This is a genomic window from [Mycobacterium] manitobense (assembly GCF_025821665.1).
Lineage (GTDB): Bacteria > Actinomycetota > Actinomycetes > Mycobacteriales > Mycobacteriaceae > Mycobacterium > Mycobacterium arseniciresistens.
In genome coordinates this window covers 1-20,519 of sequence record NZ_JACKSJ010000270.1, presented here as the reverse complement: position 1 = coordinate 20,519, position 20,519 = coordinate 1, and the positions used below count along the sequence as shown (strand labels likewise).

Annotated in this window: 22 protein-coding genes; 10 read left to right on the top strand and 12 right to left on the bottom strand. The window is 68.5% G+C overall.

Going from position 1 to position 20,519, the window contains the following annotated elements:
• Nucleotides 1-1,235: 1,235 nt before the first annotated feature.
• Nucleotides 1,236-1,994 (top strand): dienelactone hydrolase family protein, encoded by a 759-nt coding sequence (locus tag H7I41_RS29695; protein WP_264016243.1) that lies wholly within the window; start codon nucleotides 1,236-1,238, stop codon nucleotides 1,992-1,994.
• Nucleotides 1,995-2,016: 22 nt separating this feature from the next.
• On the opposite strand, the gene H7I41_RS29690 is transcribed toward H7I41_RS29695, so the two are convergent.
• On the bottom strand, nucleotides 2,017-2,637 hold the full coding sequence (locus H7I41_RS29690; protein ID WP_264016242.1) for a TetR/AcrR family transcriptional regulator: 621 nt from the start codon (nucleotides 2,635-2,637) through the stop codon (nucleotides 2,017-2,019).
• 233 nt (nucleotides 2,638-2,870) lie between these two features.
• On the opposite strand from H7I41_RS29690, the gene H7I41_RS29685 reads away from it, so the two are divergent.
• From H7I41_RS29685 to H7I41_RS29670, 4 genes are all read left to right on the top strand, one after another.
• The gene (locus tag H7I41_RS29685) at nucleotides 2,871-3,989 is read left to right on the top strand and encodes a spirocyclase AveC family protein (RefSeq protein WP_264016241.1); all 1,119 of its coding nucleotides are present in this window, start codon (nucleotides 2,871-2,873) and stop codon (nucleotides 3,987-3,989) included.
• Nucleotides 3,990-4,009: 20 nt separating this feature from the next.
• On the top strand, nucleotides 4,010-5,698 hold the full coding sequence (locus H7I41_RS29680) for a nitric oxide reductase activation protein NorD (RefSeq protein WP_264016240.1): 1,689 nt from the start codon (nucleotides 4,010-4,012) through the stop codon (nucleotides 5,696-5,698).
• A 48-nt stretch (nucleotides 5,699-5,746) separates the two neighbouring features.
• Nucleotides 5,747-6,577, top strand: a complete 831-nt coding sequence (locus tag H7I41_RS29675; RefSeq protein WP_264016239.1) for a CbbQ/NirQ/NorQ/GpvN family protein — start codon at nucleotides 5,747-5,749, stop codon at nucleotides 6,575-6,577.
• A gap of 122 nt (nucleotides 6,578-6,699) precedes the next feature.
• Nucleotides 6,700-7,125 (top strand): YkvA family protein, encoded by a 426-nt coding sequence (locus tag H7I41_RS29670; protein WP_264016238.1) that lies wholly within the window; start codon nucleotides 6,700-6,702, stop codon nucleotides 7,123-7,125.
• 57 nt (nucleotides 7,126-7,182) lie between these two features.
• Here the strand turns inward: H7I41_RS29670 and H7I41_RS29665 are convergent, their stop codons facing one another.
• The 5 genes from H7I41_RS29665 to H7I41_RS29645 form a co-directional block, all read right to left on the bottom strand.
• A complete protein-coding gene (locus tag H7I41_RS29665; protein WP_264016237.1) occupies nucleotides 7,183-8,550 on the bottom strand; it encodes an FAD-binding oxidoreductase in 1,368 nt (455 codons plus the stop codon).
• Nucleotides 8,551-8,570: 20 nt separating this feature from the next.
• Nucleotides 8,571-10,244 carry an L-lactate permease gene (locus H7I41_RS29660; protein WP_264016236.1) on the bottom strand — a complete coding sequence of 558 codons (1,674 nt, stop codon included), beginning with the start codon at nucleotides 10,242-10,244 and terminating at the stop codon, nucleotides 8,571-8,573.
• A gap of 72 nt (nucleotides 10,245-10,316) precedes the next feature.
• Nucleotides 10,317-10,706 carry a nuclear transport factor 2 family protein gene (locus H7I41_RS29655; RefSeq protein WP_264016235.1) on the bottom strand — a complete coding sequence of 130 codons (390 nt, stop codon included), beginning with the start codon at nucleotides 10,704-10,706 and terminating at the stop codon, nucleotides 10,317-10,319.
• On the bottom strand, nucleotides 10,703-11,182 hold the full coding sequence (locus H7I41_RS29650; protein WP_264016234.1) for a DUF3237 domain-containing protein: 480 nt from the start codon (nucleotides 11,180-11,182) through the stop codon (nucleotides 10,703-10,705). Before H7I41_RS29650 ends, H7I41_RS29655 begins: the two co-directional genes overlap by 4 nt.
• A 13-nt stretch (nucleotides 11,183-11,195) precedes the next feature.
• Nucleotides 11,196-11,930: a maleylpyruvate isomerase family mycothiol-dependent enzyme gene (locus H7I41_RS29645; RefSeq protein ID WP_264016233.1), complete on the bottom strand. Its 735-nt coding sequence runs from the start codon at nucleotides 11,928-11,930 to the stop codon at nucleotides 11,196-11,198.
• 77 nt (nucleotides 11,931-12,007) lie between these two features.
• Between H7I41_RS29645 and H7I41_RS29640 the strand changes: the two genes are divergently transcribed.
• On the top strand, nucleotides 12,008-12,652 hold the full coding sequence (locus H7I41_RS29640; RefSeq protein ID WP_264016232.1) for a winged helix-turn-helix transcriptional regulator: 645 nt from the start codon (nucleotides 12,008-12,010) through the stop codon (nucleotides 12,650-12,652).
• On the opposite strand, the gene tap is transcribed toward H7I41_RS29640, so the two are convergent.
• A complete protein-coding gene (gene tap / locus H7I41_RS29635) occupies nucleotides 12,649-13,887 on the bottom strand; it encodes a multidrug efflux MFS transporter Tap (RefSeq protein ID WP_264016231.1) in 1,239 nt (412 codons plus the stop codon). The genes H7I41_RS29640 and tap overlap by 4 nt on opposite strands.
• Nucleotides 13,888-13,962: 75 nt before the next feature.
• Between tap and H7I41_RS29630 the strand changes: the two genes are divergently transcribed.
• Entirely contained in the window at nucleotides 13,963-14,796 is an 834-nt protein-coding gene (locus H7I41_RS29630; RefSeq protein WP_308214665.1) for a uracil-DNA glycosylase, read from the top strand.
• A 48-nt stretch (nucleotides 14,797-14,844) separates the two neighbouring features.
• Nucleotides 14,845-15,894: an LLM class flavin-dependent oxidoreductase gene (locus tag H7I41_RS29625; RefSeq protein ID WP_264016271.1), complete on the top strand. Its 1,050-nt coding sequence runs from the start codon at nucleotides 14,845-14,847 to the stop codon at nucleotides 15,892-15,894.
• On the opposite strand, the gene H7I41_RS29620 is transcribed toward H7I41_RS29625, so the two are convergent.
• From H7I41_RS29620 to H7I41_RS29610, 3 genes are read right to left on the bottom strand one after another with little or no spacing between them, the layout of a single operon-like run.
• The gene (locus tag H7I41_RS29620; RefSeq protein WP_372503831.1) at nucleotides 15,891-16,340 is read right to left on the bottom strand and encodes a nitroreductase family deazaflavin-dependent oxidoreductase; all 450 of its coding nucleotides are present in this window, start codon (nucleotides 16,338-16,340) and stop codon (nucleotides 15,891-15,893) included. The genes H7I41_RS29625 and H7I41_RS29620 overlap by 4 nt on opposite strands.
• Before the next feature lie 9 nt (nucleotides 16,341-16,349).
• Nucleotides 16,350-16,787: an HIT family protein gene (locus tag H7I41_RS29615; RefSeq protein ID WP_264016229.1), complete on the bottom strand. Its 438-nt coding sequence runs from the start codon at nucleotides 16,785-16,787 to the stop codon at nucleotides 16,350-16,352.
• Between the two features lie 23 nt (nucleotides 16,788-16,810).
• Complete coding sequence (locus H7I41_RS29610; protein WP_264016228.1) at nucleotides 16,811-17,278, bottom strand: VOC family protein; 468 nt, start codon at nucleotides 17,276-17,278, stop codon at nucleotides 16,811-16,813.
• Nucleotides 17,279-17,305: 27 nt separating this feature from the next.
• On the opposite strand from H7I41_RS29610, the gene H7I41_RS29605 reads away from it, so the two are divergent.
• Nucleotides 17,306-18,133: a helix-turn-helix domain-containing protein gene (locus H7I41_RS29605; protein ID WP_264016227.1), complete on the top strand. Its 828-nt coding sequence runs from the start codon at nucleotides 17,306-17,308 to the stop codon at nucleotides 18,131-18,133.
• A 4-nt stretch (nucleotides 18,134-18,137) separates the two neighbouring features.
• Here the strand turns inward: H7I41_RS29605 and H7I41_RS29600 are convergent, their stop codons facing one another.
• Nucleotides 18,138-18,629 carry a DNA-deoxyinosine glycosylase gene (locus tag H7I41_RS29600; RefSeq protein WP_264016226.1) on the bottom strand — a complete coding sequence of 164 codons (492 nt, stop codon included), beginning with the start codon at nucleotides 18,627-18,629 and terminating at the stop codon, nucleotides 18,138-18,140.
• A gap of 44 nt (nucleotides 18,630-18,673) precedes the next feature.
• On the opposite strand from H7I41_RS29600, the gene H7I41_RS29595 reads away from it, so the two are divergent.
• Nucleotides 18,674-19,801: an adenylate/guanylate cyclase domain-containing protein gene (locus H7I41_RS29595; RefSeq protein ID WP_264016225.1), complete on the top strand. Its 1,128-nt coding sequence runs from the start codon at nucleotides 18,674-18,676 to the stop codon at nucleotides 19,799-19,801.
• A 66-nt stretch (nucleotides 19,802-19,867) separates the two neighbouring features.
• On the opposite strand, the gene H7I41_RS29590 is transcribed toward H7I41_RS29595, so the two are convergent.
• On the bottom strand, nucleotides 19,868-20,519 hold a 652-nt coding region (locus H7I41_RS29590), incomplete at its 5' end, for an HAD-IC family P-type ATPase (protein WP_264016224.1).

Genomic DNA, 20,519 nt, shown 5'->3' with positions numbered 1-20,519 from the left:
CGTTCATACGCAACTCGACCCGTTTCGGTGCGTAGTCACTTGTCAAGTTCGTGCAGTCCGCACCGCAAGGCATCAACGTCCAAGTGGCCGTTTGACCGGGCATCACCATGGTTCCCTCCATGGTCATCGCCCTATAGGCCCCGCTGGGCGGTTCTGCGGAAGCTGGGCTGGCGATCCCGACGGCAGCAGCTGCAAGAACCGCGCTCGCGGCCACGCAACGCGCAAATTCGGCCATGAGCGGTGTTCCCTCCGTTGTTTCGATTCCAGAGCCCGTGCGCCACGGGTAGCGCTGAGTCAATCGGCGGATGCGTGGGCCGAGCCACGTTTAGTCACTTTGCTGTCACCCAAGTGTAGGTCTGGTTCACAAAGCCCGGGAAGGCTTTGGACTCCTTCGTCGCACATTCGCTTGAGTGCATATATCGACGTCAGTATCGATTATGGCGCCGTCCCTATCGAAGGCCCAGCTCAAGCCCTCTATCTGTCGCATCTTGCCGGAATCTGTCTTCGAATATGCGGTTTGCTGTTGTTTCTGCAAGCAACGAATTCTCGATACCAGTTTCTCAGGGCTGGTTGAGCTGCTTGCCCGTGCGCCATGTTGGGTGGACTGCAGATCGGGGAGGAAGACATCTTCCCCGATCCGATGTCGTAGTCGTTGGCCGAGAGCTGGCGCAGCAGTGCGGCCCGAGAGCTCGAGCGCCAATTCGCGGCACTCCACAACGCACAGCCAGTTACGTCGTGATCGGAGGCCACACGGAAAAGTCGGCCCTGTTTCCAGCTTTTCGCTTACGAACACGACGAGCATCGCGGCGACCGCACTGACTGTGGTGATGCTCGCCGCGTGTTTGTTCTGCGCGCGTGACCTTTGGGCTCGCGGCACGCTGCGGGCCTGGGTCCTGGTTGCGCTGATGAACCTTGCAATAATCGCCAGCCATACGCCTGTATCGGCGACGCATCACCACGGGGGCGGTATCAACGCAGATGCGCCCGTTCAGCATTCGACGGTCATGGCCCTGGCCACCACACTCGCGGCAGTCGAGGTCATCATCGCCGCTGCGGTCCTGTACCACCGGACCCGCGTATTCGGCCTACAAGTGAGAGCGTCGAGGGCCGACGGCTCGAGGCTGGCCAGGGCAGCCCCCGGGGGCGAGCCAACTCCGTCAGCCTTGCTTCCACTTGCCGATCAGCTTCGGGCGAACACGGGCCAGGCTCGCACCGAGCTTCAGTACGCTCATCGAATGATCGTCACACGCGAAATCACCTACGAGGTCGACGGATTGACGATGATCGCCCACTTGGCGCGGCCGCCTGGCACGGGCCCGTCGCCAGCTGTGCTCATCGGACATGACGGGATCGGTCTCGAGGACTATCAACGCGGACGCGCCGACATTCTCGCCGAGCACGGTTACATCACCCTCGCGATGGACTATCACGCCGGCCGGACGTATTTCGGCGATCCGCAGGCGATGCTGGCTCGCGTCATGCCATTGCTGGCCGACCCGCCGCGCATGCACGCGATCGGCCGTGCTGCGCTCGACGTCCTACTCGATGTACCCGGCGTCGACCACGACCAGCTCGCCGCGCTCGGCTACGGCGCCGGTGGCTCGATCATGCTCGAACTTGCCAGGGCCAAGGTTCCTTTCAAGGCACTGGCCGCGATCCATCCAGGTGTGCCGACTGCCCGCACCGAGGATTGGGCCGGCGTGGGCGGCGCCTTCCTGCTGTGCACAGGTTCCGAAGACCCACTATGCACTCCCGCTCAACTCATAGAGTTCGGCGGCGCACTTCAGAACGCCGGAGTTGACTGGCGTGTCAACATCTATGGCGGAGCCGAGCACGCTTTCTGGGCCGATCCCAATCAAGTTGTCGGCTCATCGACGGGCGACAGTGCTGCCACTGTGCCCGGCGTAGGACACCACGCTCTGGCGTCGACACGAGCGTGGCAGGCAGTGCTCGACCTGCTCGATGAGGTGTTCGCTGCGGGCCGGGTCGTATAACTCGAACAACGCGGCGCCGCGTTCACGGTCTTCGGTCAGGAGATCTGTCGGGTAGCAGGCTGCGAAGCGCGCTGGCCACGTACTTCGACAGGAGAGCATCCCGGCCGGGTGTCGTGTGGCGGGTGGTGGTGAACAGCGCGTAGAGGCCGAGCAGGAAGAAGACGGAACTGGGAAAGGCGTCGACGTCGGCATGTACCTCGCCGCGATTACGGGCGCGAAGGATCTCGGCGGCGAGCAACACGATCACAGGGTGATCGGTCCACTCGTCGTCGTCTGGGCGGGTCGGTGAGAAGTAGAGGCCGATTACATCTCGGAAGAGGCTGCCGTTCCAGCGAGATTCCAGGTCCATGACCAGCCGGACGATCTCGGTCAACATGGCGGGTAGGTCGTGCGGCTCGTCGAGGAATCGGCTCAGTTCTCGCGCCACGTGGGCCTCTTCGCGGCGGATCAGTTCCAGCAGCACGTGCTCTTTGGTGGGAAAGTGGAAGTAGAAGGTCGACCGGGCGACTCCCGCTGCGGCGACGACGGCGTTGATGTCGGCGGCGGCGGTTCCGTTGCGTTTGAACTCGACGACCGCAGCGTCGAGCACCCGTTCCCGTGTCTGACGGCGCTGGGCTTCGCGTCCGTTCGGGCTCTCTGGCACGCCTCCATTGTGCAGGACAGAGGCAGATGACTGTCATACGTCAGCGAAATGCTTAGGCCCATCGCGGCCGCGAGGAGCCGCAGAGCCTATTGCATGGGAAACCAACATGGGACGCGGAACGTCGCGTAGTGCGCCTACAAGATTTCGTTGACATATGACAGTGAAACGGGATAGACATGGTCCGCCGCTGAGCCACAGCGGGACCATTCCGACGTTGGGTGAGGCCGCCAGCCATGACAGATCAGCAGACGCATCGAACGCCCGCCGACCCCGATGCGCGTGCGGACACCACGATCAAGGTGCTGTGGTGGTTGTTCGCCATCGGGATGCTGGTCCTGATCGGACTCAACGGCCAGGTCGGAGCCGGCGAAGCGCGGATCGCGAACCCGGACGTCAGCGATGAAGCGCGTGAATCGGTGGCCGGGCTGGCGAACTGGGCCGCACTGTGCAACATCTGGACAACCGTGATGATGGTGGTGGGCGTCGCCGCCTTCGCCTATAGCTGGCAAAGGCACCCTAAGCACCCGTATCTGCTCATGGTGCTCGCGGGAACGGTCCTCGTGTGGCTCGATCCGTTCGCCAACTGGGTGTCGTACTCGGCCTTCAGCCCGGATCTGTGGCACTACCCGGTTGACTGGCCGTGGGTATCGCTGGCACCCCTGGTCGAGCCGTTCGTCTGCATTGCTTACGCCTCGGTGTTGATCATCCCCGCCTTCGTCGCAATTCCCCTCCTGCAGCGGCTCCAGAGAGGCCGTTCGGTCGACAGCTTCGTGTGGCGTCATCCGTTGATCACCCTCAGCGCCATCACCTTCGCGATCGGCTTCGCCCTGGACGCCGTCGTCGAGGTCTTCTGCGTCAGCAAGCGCGTGTACGCCTACACGCAGGTACCCGAGTTCGGGTCCCTCTTCGCCGGCCAGTACAACCAGTTCCCCCTCCTGTGGGAAAGCGGCCTCGCGACGTCGATGATGATCGCGGCGTCGATCCTGATCTACCGGGACGACACCGGCCGCACGCACGCCGAGAAGCTCGCGCAACGGCTGCGCATGCTTCCCACCAAACCCGCACTCGCGTCGTTCATCATCATGATCAGCGCTCTGAGCCTCTCCTACATCGCGGTGTACGGGGGCGGGTTCATGATCCTGCGGGCGGGAAAGCTCGCGACCTCCGTAGCGTGCCCGTGGCCGTTTCCCGAGACGAAGGTGTATGACCCGCAGGGCTTCTACGAGATGGCCGGGCACCCAGGTCCCTTCTACGAAGGCACGTGGAACACCTGGATGTCGGGCCAGCCAGACGGACGGCCGGTGATCGAAGGGCCCGTTCCTGCCGGCCCGTGCGGCCCCGGGCGCGAGTGACACGCGCGACCGGCAGTGCCATGGTCGACCTCGGCAAGGGGCACGCGTCGATCGCCGGTGACACGCGTGAGTTCGACCTGCTCGCCTCCGCGCTGTCGGGCAGGACTGTCCGGATCGTCGCTGGTCCTCCGGGCGAGCCGGCATGGACCGACGGCACCACCATCTACCCCGACGCGGCCGCCACCGCACGCGAGCAGATCATGTCGGTCGTCATCCAGGCGAGCTTGATCTCGGCGGGCAGCCTGACACCGCTAGTCCTACGCAGCTTGAAACGGCGGACCGGTGCCGTCAACCGCTACCTCGCTCTCGAAGGCCACCGCGCCCTGACCGTCAACCGCGCGCTGCTACCGCCTTGGATTCCAACCGTGATCGACCCGTCGATGGCCGATCGCACCGACTCACCGGACGATTCGCTGCGCATCGCGCTGTCGCGCGAACCCGTTCGAGATCCTCCGGCGGTTTTCGGCGCGCTCCGGATCAAGCCCGTGCTAGCCGCAGAAGCCGCGCAGGCAACGGACCACCAAGGACACGCGCCGAGTCGCAAACACGGTGAAGTACAGGAACTGGACGACCACCGGGTCGACGATGACAACGCGACTGCCGCCGTCGACATGTTCTCCGTCGGGGGCACCTCCGGCGTACTGGGACGGCTGCTGAAACGCTTCCTGAAGTCCTCACATCGGGGGGACGCAAGCGGCGCCCCCGGGAGTGACACCCCCACGCATCTGAGCCGCAGAAATGACCACCGCAGAGGCACTTCCGTTCTCTCCACCGCATCCAGCGCATCCTTGGACGCCGCCACGACGAGCGGCGGCCTGCGATACCCGGAGTGGGACACCAACCGCAAGTCTTATCGGCAGGACTGGTGCACGGTCAGGGAGATCGACCCGTCCCGAACGGAATCTCACGAGCCGCGCGTCCTTGACGATCCGCGACTTCGTCGGACCCTCGCCCGCCTCAATCTCGGCCTCGACCAGCACCGTCGTCAGCCCTCCGGCGACGACATCGACCTCGACGCGGTTATCGACTTGCAGATTCAGCGGCGCACCTCCTCAGGTGTCGACGAGAACGTCTACGTCGACAGTCTGCGGCGGCGCCGTGATCTGTCCGTTCTGGTGCTCCTCGACATCTCCGGGTCTGCCGCGGAGTCAGACGGCTCCGGTCGCACCGTGCACGAGCGTCAACGGGCCGCGGCGGCCGCGATCACCGCCGCGCTTCACGACCTCGGTGACCGGGTGGCGCTGTACGCCTACAACTCTCAGGGCCGGTCGGCGGTTCAGATGTTCCCACTGAAGCGCTTCGACGATCACTTCGACTCAGGCGCGCTTCGGCGGCTCTACGCACTGGAGCCCGGCGCTTACTCGCGCCTCGGTGCCGCGATCCGGCACGGTGCCGCTGTGCTCGAGACGCGAGGTGGGACCTCACGCAAACTCCTCGTCGTGCTCTCCGATGGACTCGCCTATGACCACGGCTACGACAGGCACTATGGCGCAGCGGATGCGCGGCGCGCCCTCGCGGAAATCCGTGTTCGCGGTGCGGGCGGGCTCTGCCTGACCTTCGGCGCGAACACCGATGCCGAATCTCTGCGTCGCGTCTTCGGCACGGCCGCGCATGCCACGGTTGCCGATGAATCGCAGCTCGCCCACGCCGTCGGAGCGCTGGTTCGCTCAGCCCTGCGATCGGCCGAGGTGCGACGGCGCACCTCCTAGTCGCGTTCTCCGATCGAACCCCGACACGACCTGCCGAAGGGTAATCCCATGACCAGCTTCACAACTCACGACCGCCCAGACGCCGCCGCGACCAGCGTTTCGGCGAGACCGTTCTACGTCACCTCCGGGAGCGAGGAGCGGTTGTTCAAGGCGGCGTATGCGCAAGGCCTGTCGATGGTCTTGAAGGGACCTACCGGCTGCGGCAAGACCCGCTTCGTCGAGGCCATGGCGCACGACCTGAAGCGGCCTCTCGTCACCGTGGCGTGCCACGACGACCTCACCACTGCGGACCTGGTCGGACGGTTCCTGCTCCGCGGCGGTGAAACCGAGTGGGTCGACGGCCCGCTCACCCGTGCCGTCCGCGAAGGCGCGATCTGCTACCTGGACGAGGTCGTCGAGGCCAGGCAGGACACGACGGTGGTGCTGCATCCCCTTGCCGACCACCGACGTCAACTCCCCATCGAGCGGCTCGGCGTGACGCTGGACGCAGCGCCGGGTTTCGGTTTGGTGGTGTCATACAACCCCGGATACCAGAGCGTGCTCAAAGACCTCAAGGACTCGACACGACAGCGGATGGTCGCGATCGAATTCGACTATCCCGATACCGAGACCGAAATCGAGATCGTCGAGCGGGAAGCCTGCGTTCCCACAGCGACGGCTGCGACCTTGGTTCGCTTCGCGCAAGCGATACGACGATTGGAGACCGCAGGGCTTCGCGAGGTCGCGTCGACCCGCGTGCTGATCGCAGCCGGCAGGCTCATCGCGGCAGGAATCCAACCTGGCGAGGCTGCAGCCGCTGCGATCGCAGCACCGCTGAGCGACGACCCCGACGTGCAGGCAGGGCTGCTGAAGATGATCGAGATGTACGTCACCACCTGAAGCTCGTTCCACGGCCGCCGACGCCGATCGACGACGCAGCTACGGCAGCGATCGGTAAATCGCACGCTGTAGGTTGACCCCAATCCCAGTACGGCGGAGGCGCTGAGGGTGGTGAGGGAGTCATGACCGGCTCGTTGTGGTGGGACCTGGCGATCGGCCTCGCCGTCGCGCTGGTGCTGACCTGGCTTGCGCTCGTCATCGCCCTGGTGGTGGTGCGGCCCCGCCGCGGGCTGCTGCGCGAGGCCCTGCGCATCCTGCCCGACGCGCTGCGCCTCATCCGCCGCCTTGCCGCCGACGAGACACTGCCCCGCGGCGTACGCGTGCGGTTGGCGCTGCTGCTGATCTACCTGGCGCTGCCGTTCGACTTGATTCCTGACTTCATCCCCGTGCTCGGATATGCCGACGACGCGATCATCGTCGCCGCGGTGCTGCGCAGCGTCGTGCGCCGCGCCGGGATCGACGCCGTCCGGGCGCACTGGCCCGGCAGCGAGGACGGATTCGCGGCGCTCGTACGCCTCGCCGGCCTTGGCCGCGGTACCGACGCCTGACTGGTCCGCATTCCGGCGGAATCCCGGGGCAGTTCCGGCGGTCGGCGGATCTGAAAGCTAGAACGCCGCGCCGGGGTTGAGGATGTTGGCCGGATCGAGCGCCGCCTTGATGCGCTGGTTGAGCGCCATCACGTCGGGCCCCACCTGACCCGCAAGCCACGGTCGCTTCAACCTGCCGACGCCGTGCTCGCCGGTGATCGTCCCGCCCAGGCTGATCGCCAGGTCCATGATGTCGCCGAATGCGGTCTGGGCCCGCTGCGCCATGTCGGCGTCGGCGGGGTCGAACACGATCAGCGGGTGGGTGTTGCCGTCGCCGGCGTGCGCGATCACCGAGATCATCACGTCGTGCTGCGCGGCCAGTTTCTCGACCCCGGCGACCAGGTCGGCCAGCGCGGGCAACGGCACCCCGACGTCCTCCAGCAGCAGCGACCCCTTGGCCTCGACGGCCGGGATGGCGAAGCGCCGCGCCGCGACGAAGGCCTCGCCCTCGTCCGGGTCTGCGGTCGAGAACACCTCCGTCGCACCGTGTTCGGTGAACACCCGGGCCATGTACTCAGCGTCCTCGGTGCCTGCCGCGCCGCGGTCGTCGGACGCCGCGACCATCATCGCCGCGGCGTTGCGGTCCAGACCCATCTTGAGTTTGTCCTCGACGGCGTTGACGGCGACGGCGTCCATGAACTCGAGCATCGAGGGCCGGATCTTCCCGGTGATCTCGACGACCGCGTCCGCTGCGGCGGCCACGGAGTTGAACGAGGCGACCACCGTGCTCGCCACCTTCTGCGGCGGCAGCAGTTTCAGGGTGACCTCGGTGATCACGCCGAGCGTGCCTTCGCTGCCGACGAAAAGCTTCGTCAGGCTGAGGCCGGCGACGTCCTTGAGCCGCGGACCGCCGAGACGCACCGCGGTGCCGTCGGCCAGCACCACCTGCAGGCCGAGCACGTAATCGGTGGTGACGCCGTACTTCACGCAGCATAATCCGCCCGCGTTGGTCGCGATGTTGCCGCCGATGCTGCAGATCTCGTAGGACGACGGGTCGGGCGGGTACCAGAGGTCGTACTCGGCCACCGTCTTCTTCACCTCGGCGTTGAGCAGGCCGGGTTGGACCACCGCGGTGCGGGTGACGGGGTCGACGGTGATGTCGCGCATCTTCTCGGTCGACAGCACGATGCCGCCGTCGAGTGCCGTCGCCCCGCCCGACAACCCGGTGCCCATGCCGCGCGGCACCACCGGCACGCCGTGCGCACTGGCCCACCGCAAGACCGCCTGCACCTCCTCGGTGCGACGCGGCCGCACCACCGCCAGCGCCGTCCCAGCGCCGGGGTCGGCGGCACGGTCGTGGCGGTAGGCGGCGACGACGTCGGGATCGGTGACGACGACGCCGTCGGGCAGCTCGTCGACCAGTTCGGCAACCCGCTGATCAGTCATGGGGGAGATGCTACGAGTTGTCATGACGGCACCATCCACGACAGCACCGGCGAGGCCTGCAGCGCCGACAGCGCGCACAGAAGCAGCAGGAAGCCCAGGCTCCACAGGATGACCCGCCGGAAGATGTCGCCCTCCTTGCCGTCGAGGCCGACGGCAGCCGCGGCGATCGCGAGGTTCTGCGGCGAGATCATCTTGCCCAGCACGCCACCGGAACTGTTCGATGCGGCCATCAGCACGTCGGACAGTCCGGCCTGGTTCGCGGCTGTCACCTGCAGGGCGCCGAACAGTGAATTGGCCGACGTGTCCGATCCGGTGACCGCCACGCCGAGCCAACCGAGGATCGGCGACAGCAGCGCGAATGCCCCACCCGTGCCGGCCAACAAGGTGCCGAGGGTGATGGTCTGTCCGGACAGGTTCATCACGAACGCCAGGGCGAGCACCGTCATCACGGTCACGATCGCCCAGCGGAGTTGATGCAGCGTGACCCCGTAGGCCTTCACCGCCCGTGCCGCCGAGAGCTTCAACGCCACCATGGTGAGTACGCCCGCGATGAGCATCTGAGTGCCCGGGGTGGTGAGCAGATTGAGCGTGAACTTCGTCAGGGTGGACGGGTCGCCATCGGCGTCGATCACGTTGAGGCCCGGCCAGGTGAAGGCGAAGGTCGCCGAATCGAGCAGGCTCTTCACCGCCGGGATCTGGCAGATCACGAAGACCCCGATGATGATCCCGTACGGCGCGTACGCCTTGACCACGTCGGCGCGGGAGTCGTCCACCTCGCGGTCGGCGTCGTCGCCGACACTGACGCCGGGGGCGCGCGGCGGCTCACCCGGGCCGGCGGACCCCGCTGTCACCGGAGTCTCCGCGGGCTCGGTGTAGGCGTGCCGCGGCCGCCACACCCGTACCAGTGCGACCACCGCAGCCGCCGACAGCAGCGCGGCCACCACGTCGGCCAGTGGCACCGAGAGGAAGTTCGACGTCGCGTACTGCGCGACGGCGAACACCAGGCCGCAGACCACTGCGGCCGGCCATGTCTCGCGCATGCCGCGACGGCCGTCGACGATCGCCACCAGGGCCAGCGGGACGAACAGCGCCAGGATCGGCGTCTGCCTGCCCACCATCGCGCCGAGTGTGTCGACGTCCAGTTCGGTCACCTTGCCCAGGGTGATGATCGGTGTGGCCATGGCGCCGAACGCGACGGGCGCGGTGTTCGCGACCAGCGCCAGCACGGCGGCCTTCAGTGGCCGGAAGCCGAGCGCCATCAGCATCACCGACGTCACCGCGACCGGGGTGCCGAATCCGGCCAGGGCCTCGATCAAGGCGCCGAACGAGAACGCGATGATGATCGCCTGGATCCGCTGGTCGTCGCTGACCGAACTGAACGACCGCCGCAGCACGTCGAAATGTCCTGTCTCGACGGTCATCTGATACACCCAGATCGCGTTGATGACGATCCACAGAATCGGGAAGAAGCCGAACGCCGCGCCCTCGCTACCGGCGAGCAGGGTCTGACCGACGGGCATGCCGTAGACGAAGACGGCGATCGCGATGCTGACGGCCAGCGAGATCAGCGACGCCTTCCACGCGGTCATCTTCAAGGCCCCGAGCAGGACGAACAACAGCAGCAGAGGTATCGCCGCCACGATGGCGCTCCACGCAAGCGAACCGGCGACTGGATCGAGAACCTGCTGGTACACGGCTCACCTCGGTGTGGTCTGGGTCACAACCTCGGGTGTCTACCCGCTGTGGCGGTCGGGGTAAACGCGGACTCAGCCAGCAAGCGCTGCGGCGAACTGCACGCCGTCGACGAAGGTGTCCTTGCGGGCGACCCGCCAGTCGTCGGTCACGGTGACGAGGTCGATGCAGTCCCAGCGGAGCGGGCGACCGCCGGGCCCCGAGCACGTCAACGTCCAGTCCAGCACCCAGTGCCGGGGTCCGAACTCGGTGCGGTGCACGACGAAGCCGAAGTCGGGCAGTGCGGCGAACATCTCCGCGAACGCGTCCCGCACGGCGGTGCGTCCGTCGACGGCCGGCCTTCCGTGGTGCAGCCAGAACCGGGTCTGGTCGCTGTGCAGTGCCACGACGGCATCCGGATCGTGGGCGGCCCACGCGGCGACGTACCGGTCGTACAGCTCGGCGAGTGACTGCGGCGCGCTCATCGGACCTCGAACACCCGGTAGTGCACCTCACTGAGCGAGGCCTGGTTGATCGCGACCGTGTGGACGGCGTTGATCCACCGGTAGCGTTCGTCGTCGGTGTCGAACAGCGGGGTCGAGTGCGCCACCATCTCGTCGTGCCGGATCAGTTCGCCCGCCGCGAATCTCGTCGCGGCCTCGGGCGACATCTGCACCCGCCCGGTGCAGGTGAGGTGGATGAGCGCGCCGTCGTCGGTGCGCAGGGTGGCGCGCACGTCGAGGCGGGCGACGCGGTCGGTGCCGAAGAGGATCCAGTCGCCGCCACCGGGCAGGATGTCGCCGGCGATGCGCGGGCCTTCGCAGCGGCCGTGCCGGACCACGTAGGTGAATCGTGTCCCGACCGGGGTGTCGAAGATCTGCACGGGGTCGAATCCGATCTGGATGTCCAGCAGGTGTTCCAGGGTGGGGGTGATGTCGATGTCGGTGAGAGCGGTTGTCATGTCAGGCCTTTCGTCACAGTGGTCGGATGGCGCAGGGGAACAGCGGTGCCAGGTGATGCGGGTCGAGAAGGTCGATCCGAGGGTCGGTGATGTCGAGCCGGCGCAGCATCAGGCGGGCGACGGCGTCATCGGACCCGGCGATCCGGCACTCCCGGGCGGCGTCGGCCCCGCGGACCCACCGGCCGCCGTTCCAGGTGATCGACAACGTCGCCGACGGGGCGGCCAGCGTGAAAGCGCACGCCGATGCCTCCAGTGGTGCCGCCTGCCGTAGCAGGTAGTGCTCGCCGAAGCCGAACAGCGCGGTGCGCGTCGCGTCACTGAACGGCGGGATGCGCTGTCCGGTCGCGACCTCGAGATCGTTGCGGTGCACCCCGAATTCGACGATCAGGCTCTGCAGCGCGGCGGTGACCGGATAGGGACCGAAGGGCAGCGGGACCGTCGGCCACGTCTGCGGGCCCCGGATGACCGCGTCGAGGAGGTGCTCGACGGCCGCGCGGACGACGAGGGCGGGGTCGGCCCCACCCAGCATCACCTCGCCCGGCGGTGACGGGACGCCGAAGCGGGCGCGGTGGAACGCCTCGGCGTCACGGACCATGCCGACCGCGACATGGTTGGCGAGGTCGTCGATCGTCCAGTCGGCACACGGCGTGGACGCGCCTCGTCCAGCCGGATCGATGGTGTCCAACCGGTCGGCGAAGCCCACGGCCTCTGCGGCGACGGCCTCGGCGAGGGGGAGTGGGGAGCGCATTCCTGAAACGTAGCCCACCACACTTGGAAAAAACAAGTATGGACTTGGACAAGTCAAGCCGCAGCTAGGATGACCGGGTGCCCAATCGCTCGTACGGCCAGCACTGCGCCGTGGCCAAGAGCCTCGACGTCGTGGGCGACCGCTGGACACTGCTGGTCGTGCGCGAACTCCTCGACCGCCCACAGCGTTACGGAGACCTGCTCACCGGGCTGGCGCCGATCGCCACCGACATGCTGGCCGGGCGGTTGCGCGATCTGGAACGGCACGGGTTGGTGGTCAAGAGGGAACTGCCCAAGCCGGCGTCCGGCACCGTCTACGAACTCACCGACCACGGGCGGGCACTCGAAGACGTGATCGACGCGCTGGCGCGGTGGGGCCGCCCCCTGCTCGCCACCCGCGAGCCGAGGGCGGTGGTGCGCCCGCAGTGGCTGGCCCGCGCCCTGCGCGCCTACCTGCGGCCGGACCGCGGCGGCCCCGACCTGGTGGTGCGGCTCGCCACGCCGCAGGGCGGCACCACGATGCGCATCACCGCCGAGACGGTCGAGGAGGAATCCGACGACACCGTCGCCGACGTCATGCTGACCGGCGACATCGAGGTGCTGGGCGCCGCGCTGGACCCCGACCAGGTGCCCGGGCTGATGTCGGCGGGCCGCCTGCACATCGGCGGAGAGCCCGCCGCGGTCCGCCGGTTCGCGAAACTGCTGCTGCCGCAGCGGGTCTAGCCGCGCTCGGCGACCGGCGCCCGGTCCAGCTCACGCAGCGCGGGCAGGAACACCGCCGCGACGCCGAGCAGCAGCATGGGCACCGACAGCGCCAGGAAGGTGATGTGCAGGCCCGCCGAGTCGGCCAGCGGCCCGGCCAGGATCAGTCCCAGCGGTCCTGCGGCGTACGCCAGTGACCCCATCACGCCGACCACCCGGCCCCGCAGGTGCTGCGGCGCCCTGGTCTGCATGACGTAGTTGTAGATCGGGGCGATCGGTCCGTAGACGAAACCGACGATCGCCGACAGCACCAGGATGATCGGCAACGGCGGCAGGAAGGCGATCACCGTCATCGCCACGCCGAGCGTCAGCAGCGCGGTGAGCATCACCGCGCGCCGGGACATGTGCCGGGACAGCACCGCATAGCCCAGCGCGCCGATCAGCCCGCCGATGCTCAACGCCATCAACACCCAGCCCAGCTGTGCCGGCTCGTCGCGATCGGTGAAGTACTTGGGGAACAGCACGCTCTCCATCGGCATGTACAGGCCGGTGGCGGCGAGATCGACGAACGCCAGCGTGCGCAGCACCGGTGTGTGCCAGACGAATTTGAGTCCCTCGACGATTCCCGCCCACACCCCCTCGGGCAGCTCGGCCCGGTCGGGCGTGCCCGCGCCTTCGAGCCGCAACACCGCGATGGCGGCGATCGACAGCAGGAACGCCCCGGCCGTCACCCACATGGTGTTCACGCCGCCGAGAGTGGCGATCAGCAGTCCGCCGATGCCCGGGCCGACGATGTAGGCCAGGTTGAACACCGCCTCGTAGACACTGTTCGCGCGGTCAAGCGTCCAGCCCGCCCGGTGTGCGGCCTCGGGCAGCATCGTCTCGCGGGCGGTCATCCCGGCGGGGTCGAAGAACGCGCCGAGTGCGGCGAGTCCCGCCAGCACTGCGACGTTGATCACCTCGACGCCGAACACCCATGCGAGCACCGGCACGGCGGCGACCGAGATCGCCGACAGCGCATCGGAGATCATCGAGACCCGGCGCCGGCCGAGGTAGTCCACTGCCGCACCCGCGATCAGCGTGGCCACCAGCAGCGGCAGCGTCCCCGCCATCGCGACGATCGAGGCGTCGACCGCGGAACCGTTGCGCTGCAACACCAGCCACGGGAAGGCGACCAGCGAGATGCCGTTGCCCGCACCGGCGGTCAGTGCCGCGAACAGGATGAGGTGCAGCGGTCCGCGCGAAGTGGTGATCATGGGGTATCGCGGCCGAATCTAGCAGCGCGGGCACCGCCGCGGCGACGGGTTTTCCGCCTCGGGCACAGTGGAGTCGTGCCGCTGCCCCATCCGCGTACCGGAGCGCTCTTCGACTCCCCGGTCCCACCCGGCTCGGGGTGGCCCGGTGACCCGGCGACCGCGCGCACTGCAATCGCGACATCCCCGGCGCAGGTGGTGTCGATGGCCGAGGCGACCGGGACGCTCGACGAACTCGACGCCGTCGTGTCGGTCTGCCGGGCCTGCCCGCGGCTGGTCGAGTGGCGCGAGGAGGTGGCCGTCACCAAGCGCAAGTCGTTCGCCGGCGAACCCTACTGGGGCCGGCCGATCACCGGCTGGGGTGCGGTGCGGCCGGCCATCATGGTCGTCGGCCTGGCTCCCGCGGCGCAGGGGGGCAACCGCACGGGCCGGGTGTTCACCGGGGACCGCTCCGGTGACTTCCTGTTCGCCTCGTTGCACCGCACCGGCCTGGCGAATCAGGCGACGTCGGTGGACGCCGCCGACGGGCTGACGCTCCTGCATACCCGGATGGCGGCCGCGGTGCGCTGTGCCCCGCCCGGCAACGCGCCGACCCCCGCGGAACGGTCGGCGTGCGCGCCGTGGCTGGATGCCGAATGGCGGCTGGTGAGCGCCGACGTGCGCGTCGTCATCGCTCTCGGCGGATTCGCGTGGCGGGCGGCGCTGCAGATGGTGCGCACGGGCGGTGGCACCGTTGCCACCCCTGCGCCGGCGTTCGGGCACGCCGTCACCGCGCGGCTGACGTCTGCGCACGGCCCGCTCGCGCTCATCGGCTGCTACCACCCGAGCCAGCAAAACACGTTTACCGGCAGGCTCACTCCGGCCATGATGGACGACGTTTTCATACTGGCGAAACGGGAGGCGGGACTGTGATTCTCACGCCGAAGGACTATCCGGGTGTCGCGGCGCGTTGAATTTCGGGTGCAGCTCTCCGTACTCGACCTCGTACCGGTGCGCACCGACCAGACCACGTCGGACGCGCTCGCGGCCACCACCCACCTCGCCCAGACCGCCGACCAGCTCGGATACACCCGCTACTGGATCGCCGAGCACCACAACATGCCCGCCGTCGCGGCCACCAGCCCGCCGGTGGTGATCGCGCACCTGGCCGCGCTGACGCAGCGGGTCCGGCTCGGCTCGGGCGGGGTGATGCTGCCCAACCACGCGCCGCTGGCGGTGGCCGAGCAGTTCGCGCTGCTCGAGGCCGCCCACCCCGGCCGCATCGACCTGGGCATCGGGCGGGCACCCGGATCGGATCCGGTGACGTCGATGGCGCTGCGCGGCGCCGCCGGGCGGGACGACCGCGACATCGAGGCGTTCCCGCAGTACCTCGACGACGTGGTCGCACTGATGGGCGCCCGCGGGGTGCGGGTGCCGCTCCCGCGCGACCTGATGCGGGAGAACTACATCCTCAAGGCGACGCCGGCGGCGGCCACCGAGCCGCGGCTGTGGCTGCTGGGCTCGTCGATGTACTCGGCGCATCTGGCGGCCGCGAAGGGTTTGCCCTACGTGTTCGCCCACCACTTCTCCGGCCAGGGCACCAAGGAGGCGCTGGCGGCCTACCGCTCGGAGTTCCGGCCCAGCGAGCTGGCGCCCGAACCGGTCACCTTCCTGACCGTCAACGCCTCGGTCGCCGAGACCCGTGACGAGGCGATGGCGCTGATGCTGCCGAACCTGCACATGATGGCGCGGCTGCGCACCGGGCAACCCCTGGGTCCGCTGGAGCTGGTCGAGGACGCCGAGCAGATCCGGTTCGGCCCCCGCGAGCAGGCGGTGGTCGACCACGGGCTGGCCCGCGCGGTCGTTGGGTCACCCACCGAGGCTGCCGACCAGGTCCGTGCGCTCGCCGAGGAGTTCGGCGTCGACGAGGTGATGGTCAACCCGGTGGCATCGGCCCGCCGCGGCACCGACCCGGCGACGGCGCCGGGCCGGGACACGACGCTCGAACTGCTGGCGAAGGAACTCTTCTAGCCGCGCGGCGTCAGCACGATCACCGGGATCGGCCGTGACGTCCGCTTCTGGTAGCCGATGTAGCGGTCCTTGTTGCCCTTCATGTTGTTGACGATCGGCCACAGCCGGGCGAATTCGGGATCGTCGGGGAAGACGGCGCGGGCGGTTGCCGGAATCCGCTTGGGTCCGACGTTGATCTCGACGTCGGGGTTCGCCTTGAGGTTGTGGTACCAGCCCGGCGCCCGTGGTTCACCGCCCATCGACGCGACCACCAGGTAGTCGTCACCGTCGCGTGCGTAGCTCAGGGTGTTGGCCCGCTGCCGGCCGGTCTTCGCGCCGATGGTGTGCAACAGCAGGTTCGACGGGCCACCCGGGATGGTGTGCCCGACGCGGCCATTGGTGGCCTTGTAGAGCTTGTCGTGCAGCAGCAGTAGCCGGTATCCGATGTTCTTTTCCCACCACGGCATGCCCATGGCTCAATCCTGCCCCGCCGAGTCGAGTTGTTCCAGCGCTTCGCGCAGAAGGCGGCCGCTCTCCTCCCGGTCCGGGTCGCGGCGCAGCAGCATGCCCTTGGCGAACGACAGCTTGTCGCCGTCGCGCCGGGGCAGCACGTGCAGGTGGATGTGGAACACGCTCTGGAAGGCGGCCTTGCCGTCGTTGATCGCGATGTTGTTGCCGTCGGCGTGCAGTCCGGAGGCGCGCGCCGCCCTGGCGATGCGCTGACCGATGGTCGCCATGTCGGCGACGGTCTGCGGCGGTGTGTCGGTCAGGTCGACGAGGTGGCGCTTGGGGAACACCAGGGTGTGACCGCGGGTGAAGGGGCGGATGTCGAGGATCGCCAGGTAATCGTCGTCCTCGTAGATGCGGATGGCCGGGGACTCGTCGGCCACGATGGCACAGAACACACACGACATCCCGCCACGCTAGCGGGGGAGGATCAGACGTTCTCCTTGGCCCACTCGGCCAGCCGCCGGTCGCGCTCCTCAGGCGAGACATCCTCGACGCGGGTCATCACCGCCCACCGCTGACCGAACGGATCGAGGATGGACGCGAAACGGTCGCCGGTCACGAAGGTCTGGATCGGTTCGCGGATCGTTGCCCCTGCGGCCTCGGCGCGCGCGACGACCGCGTCGGCGTCGGGGCAGTACAGCACCAGCGAATGGGTGACCGACTCCGAACGCGGCGGCGCCTCGAGCTTGTACGCGGGGTTCGGGTCGCCCAGCTGCAGTCGGCCGTTGCCGAAGTCCAGTTCGGCATGCGGGACGGTGCCGCCGGGGCCGTCCATCTTCTCGACGATCTCCGCGCCGAACACCTCGACGTAGAAGTCGATCGCCTTCGCGGCGCCGTCGATCACCAGGAACGGGGTCAGGCTCGTGTAGCCCTGCGGGATGGGTTGGACGCTCATGGCTTCGAGTTTCGTAGGTTGGTGGGCATGGGCGCTTGGAAAAACACGCCAGCGACCCCGATGCGCGGGCTGGTCGGGCGGGCGGCGTCCGCGTCGGCGTTCGACCTGCACCGGTGGGCGCCGACGGACCGCGCTGCCCGGTTCGTCGAGCACTTCTGGTCGGTCACCTGGGATCTGCGTGGCCGGGCGGCCTTCGACAGCACGGTGATCACCTTTCCGTCGATGCACCTCACCCGCGAGTGGGGCACCGACGGCACCCGGCACGGGCAGCCGCTGCCTGCGACACTGTTGCACGGCGTGGTGGACCGGGTGTTCCAGGTGACGATCGCCGAGTCGGGTGCGGTGGTCGGGGCGCGGTTCCGCCCGGGTGGCTTCGTCGCCCGGTTCGGCGGCGACGCCGCGGCACTCACCGGCCGCGTTCAGCCCGTACGCCAATTAGCTGATACGGCATTCGATCTCGTCGACGACGTGGCCGAATCGGGCCGTCTGCTCGACCAGCTGATCGCCGCGCACCCCGGTCCTGTGGATCCGACGTTCCTCGCGCTGTGCGACCTGGTGGACAGGATCCGCGACGACGGCCGGCTGCATCGCGTCGAGCAGGTGATGGCGGTGTCACCGTGGAGCGCCAGGACCACGCAGCGGGTGTTCCGCCGGTACGTCGGGGTCCCGGTGAAGTGGGTGTTGTGCCGGTACCGGTTGCAGCAGGCCGCGCTGGAGATCGAGAGCCGGCGTGGCGTCGACTTCGCCGATCTCGCCGTCCGGCTCGGGTGGTACGACCAGGCGCACTTCATCAACGACTTCCGCTCGATGCTGGGCTGCACCCCGGGCGAGTACGCATCTCGGCACGGCGGATGACGGGTCAGCCGACCGCCCGCCGCCACGCTGCCAGCTTGTCGGCGTAGCGCATCGTCTGCGCCGGACTGGTCGACGGCGCCCGCACGTAGGCCAGGTCGGGCGGCGCCGGCACCAGTCGGTGAAAGTTCTGTTCGGCCGCAGCGCCGTTGAACACCACCCGCGAGATCGACGGGTGCCCGGCGAAGAAGGCAGGGAAGTCGTTGGCCACCATGCTCGTCCGCTCGACGGCGGAGTCCAGGCTGCCTGCCCGGCGGCAGGACCGCAGCACATCCCAGACGGCGATGCCATGGCTCAGCAGTGCGGCCACCCGATCGTCGTACCCGGCGTCGGCGTCGAAACCGAAGAGATCCGCGGCGATGCGCCAGAACGCGTTGCGCGGATTCGCGTAGTACTGCTGCGCGCCGAGCGACAGCACACTCGGCATGTTGCCGAGCACCAGCAGCCGCGGGCGCGCACCGACCAGCGGCGGGAAGCCGTGGGACACCGGTGTGGTCATGCGTGCTGTATAGCAAAGCCGGACCGGCGGTATACCTTGGCCGGGTGGCCGAAGAGGTGGACATCGAAGCCTCGGGGCTGCTCGAGGGTCTTGAGGGCAGGGCCCGCGCCGAACGCGCGGAGCTGATCGAGTGGCTACTCGGACGCGGCATCACGGTGTCCGAGATCGCCGACGCCTCCGCGCCGACGGTGCTGGCGTCGCGCCGGTTCATCGGCGACGACGGCACCTACGTCTCGGCGCGCGAGACGAGCGAGAAGTTCGGGATCGAGCTCGATCTGCTGCAACAGGTGCAGCGCGCGATGAGTCTGCCGCGGGTCGACGATCCCGACGCCGCCGTGCACATGCGCGCCGACGCCGAAGCCGCCGCGCACGCCCAGCGGTTCATCGACCTCGGGCTGACTCCCGAGCAGATCGTGGTCACCGTGCGGCAGCTCTCCGAGGGGTTGTCGCGGGCCGCCGAGGTGATGCGGGCGGTCGCGCTGGCCGCGGTGCTCAAACCCGGTGCCACGGAACTGGACATCGCGAAGGGATCCGAGGCGCTGACCCGCGAGATCGCACCGCTGCTCGGGCCGATGATCCAGGACATGCTGATGCTGCAGCTGCGGCACACGATGGAGACGGAGGGGGTCAGCGCCAGCGAACGGGCCGAGGGACGCCCGCTGCCGGGTGCCCGGGTGGTCACTGTCGCGTTCGCCGACCTCGTCGGCTTCACCCGATTGGGCGAGGCGGTTCCGCCCGAGGACCTCGAGCGGCTGGCGAACCGGCTGGCCGACCTGGCCCGCGACGTCGCGGTGCCGCCGGTGCGGTTCATCAAGACGATCGGCGACGAGGTGATGCTGGTCAGCACGTCGGCCGCGGCGCTGCTGGAGGCGGTGTTGGATCTGGTGGACGCCACCGAATCCGACGACGATCTGCCGTCCCTGCGGGTCGGCCTGGCGACCGGCCCTGCGGTCAGCCGCGCGGGGGACTGGTTCGGCAGTTCGGTGAATCTGGCGAGCCGGGTGACCAGTACCGCCCGCCCCGGCGCGGTGCTGGCCGCGGAGTCGACCCGGGACGCGATCGGCGACGACGCGCAGTTCGCCTGGTCCTTCGCCGGCGCCCGGCACCTCAAGGGCATCAAGGACGAGGTCAAGCTGTTCCGCGCCCGCCGCGACGCCGGCGAGTCCTCGTGAGTGTGAACGTGGCGACGATTTCGGCCCGAAATCGTCGTGAGGTTCACTTTCGCGGCCGACGAAGGCTCAGCGCAGCGGGGTGAAGCCCCGCAGCCGCAGGCTGTTGCTCACCACGAACACCGAGCTGAATGCCATCGCCGCGCCGGCGATCAGCGGGTTGAGCAGGCCGAGCGCCGCCAGCGGCAACGCCGCCACGTTGTACGCGAACGCCCAGAACAGGTTGCCCTTGATGGTGCGTAACGTGCTGCGCGCCAGCCGGATCGCATTGGGCGCCGCACGCAGGTCGCCGGTGACGAGCGTCAGGTCCGATGCCTCGATCGCGACGTCGGTGCCCGTGCCCATGGCCAGCCCGAGATCGGCCTGAGCCAGGGCCGCGGCGTCGTTGACGCCGTCGCCGACCATGGCCACCGTCCTGCCCTCGGCCTGCAGTCGCTTGACGACGTCCACCTTGTCGGCTGGCAGCACGTCGGCGATCACCTCGTCGACGCCGATCTGGGCGGCCACCGCTTCGGCGGCGCGGCTGTTGTCACCGGTCAGCAGCACCGGCGTCAGGCCCAGCTCCTTGAGTTGCGAGATCGCCTGCGCCGCAGTGTCCTTGACGCTGTCGGAGACGACGACCACCCCGGCGACGCGGCCGTCGACCGCGGCCCACACCGGTGTGCGGCCCCCCGCCTCCGCGGCGGCCGCGGCGTCGAGGAGTTCGGGCGGCGCGCGGCGC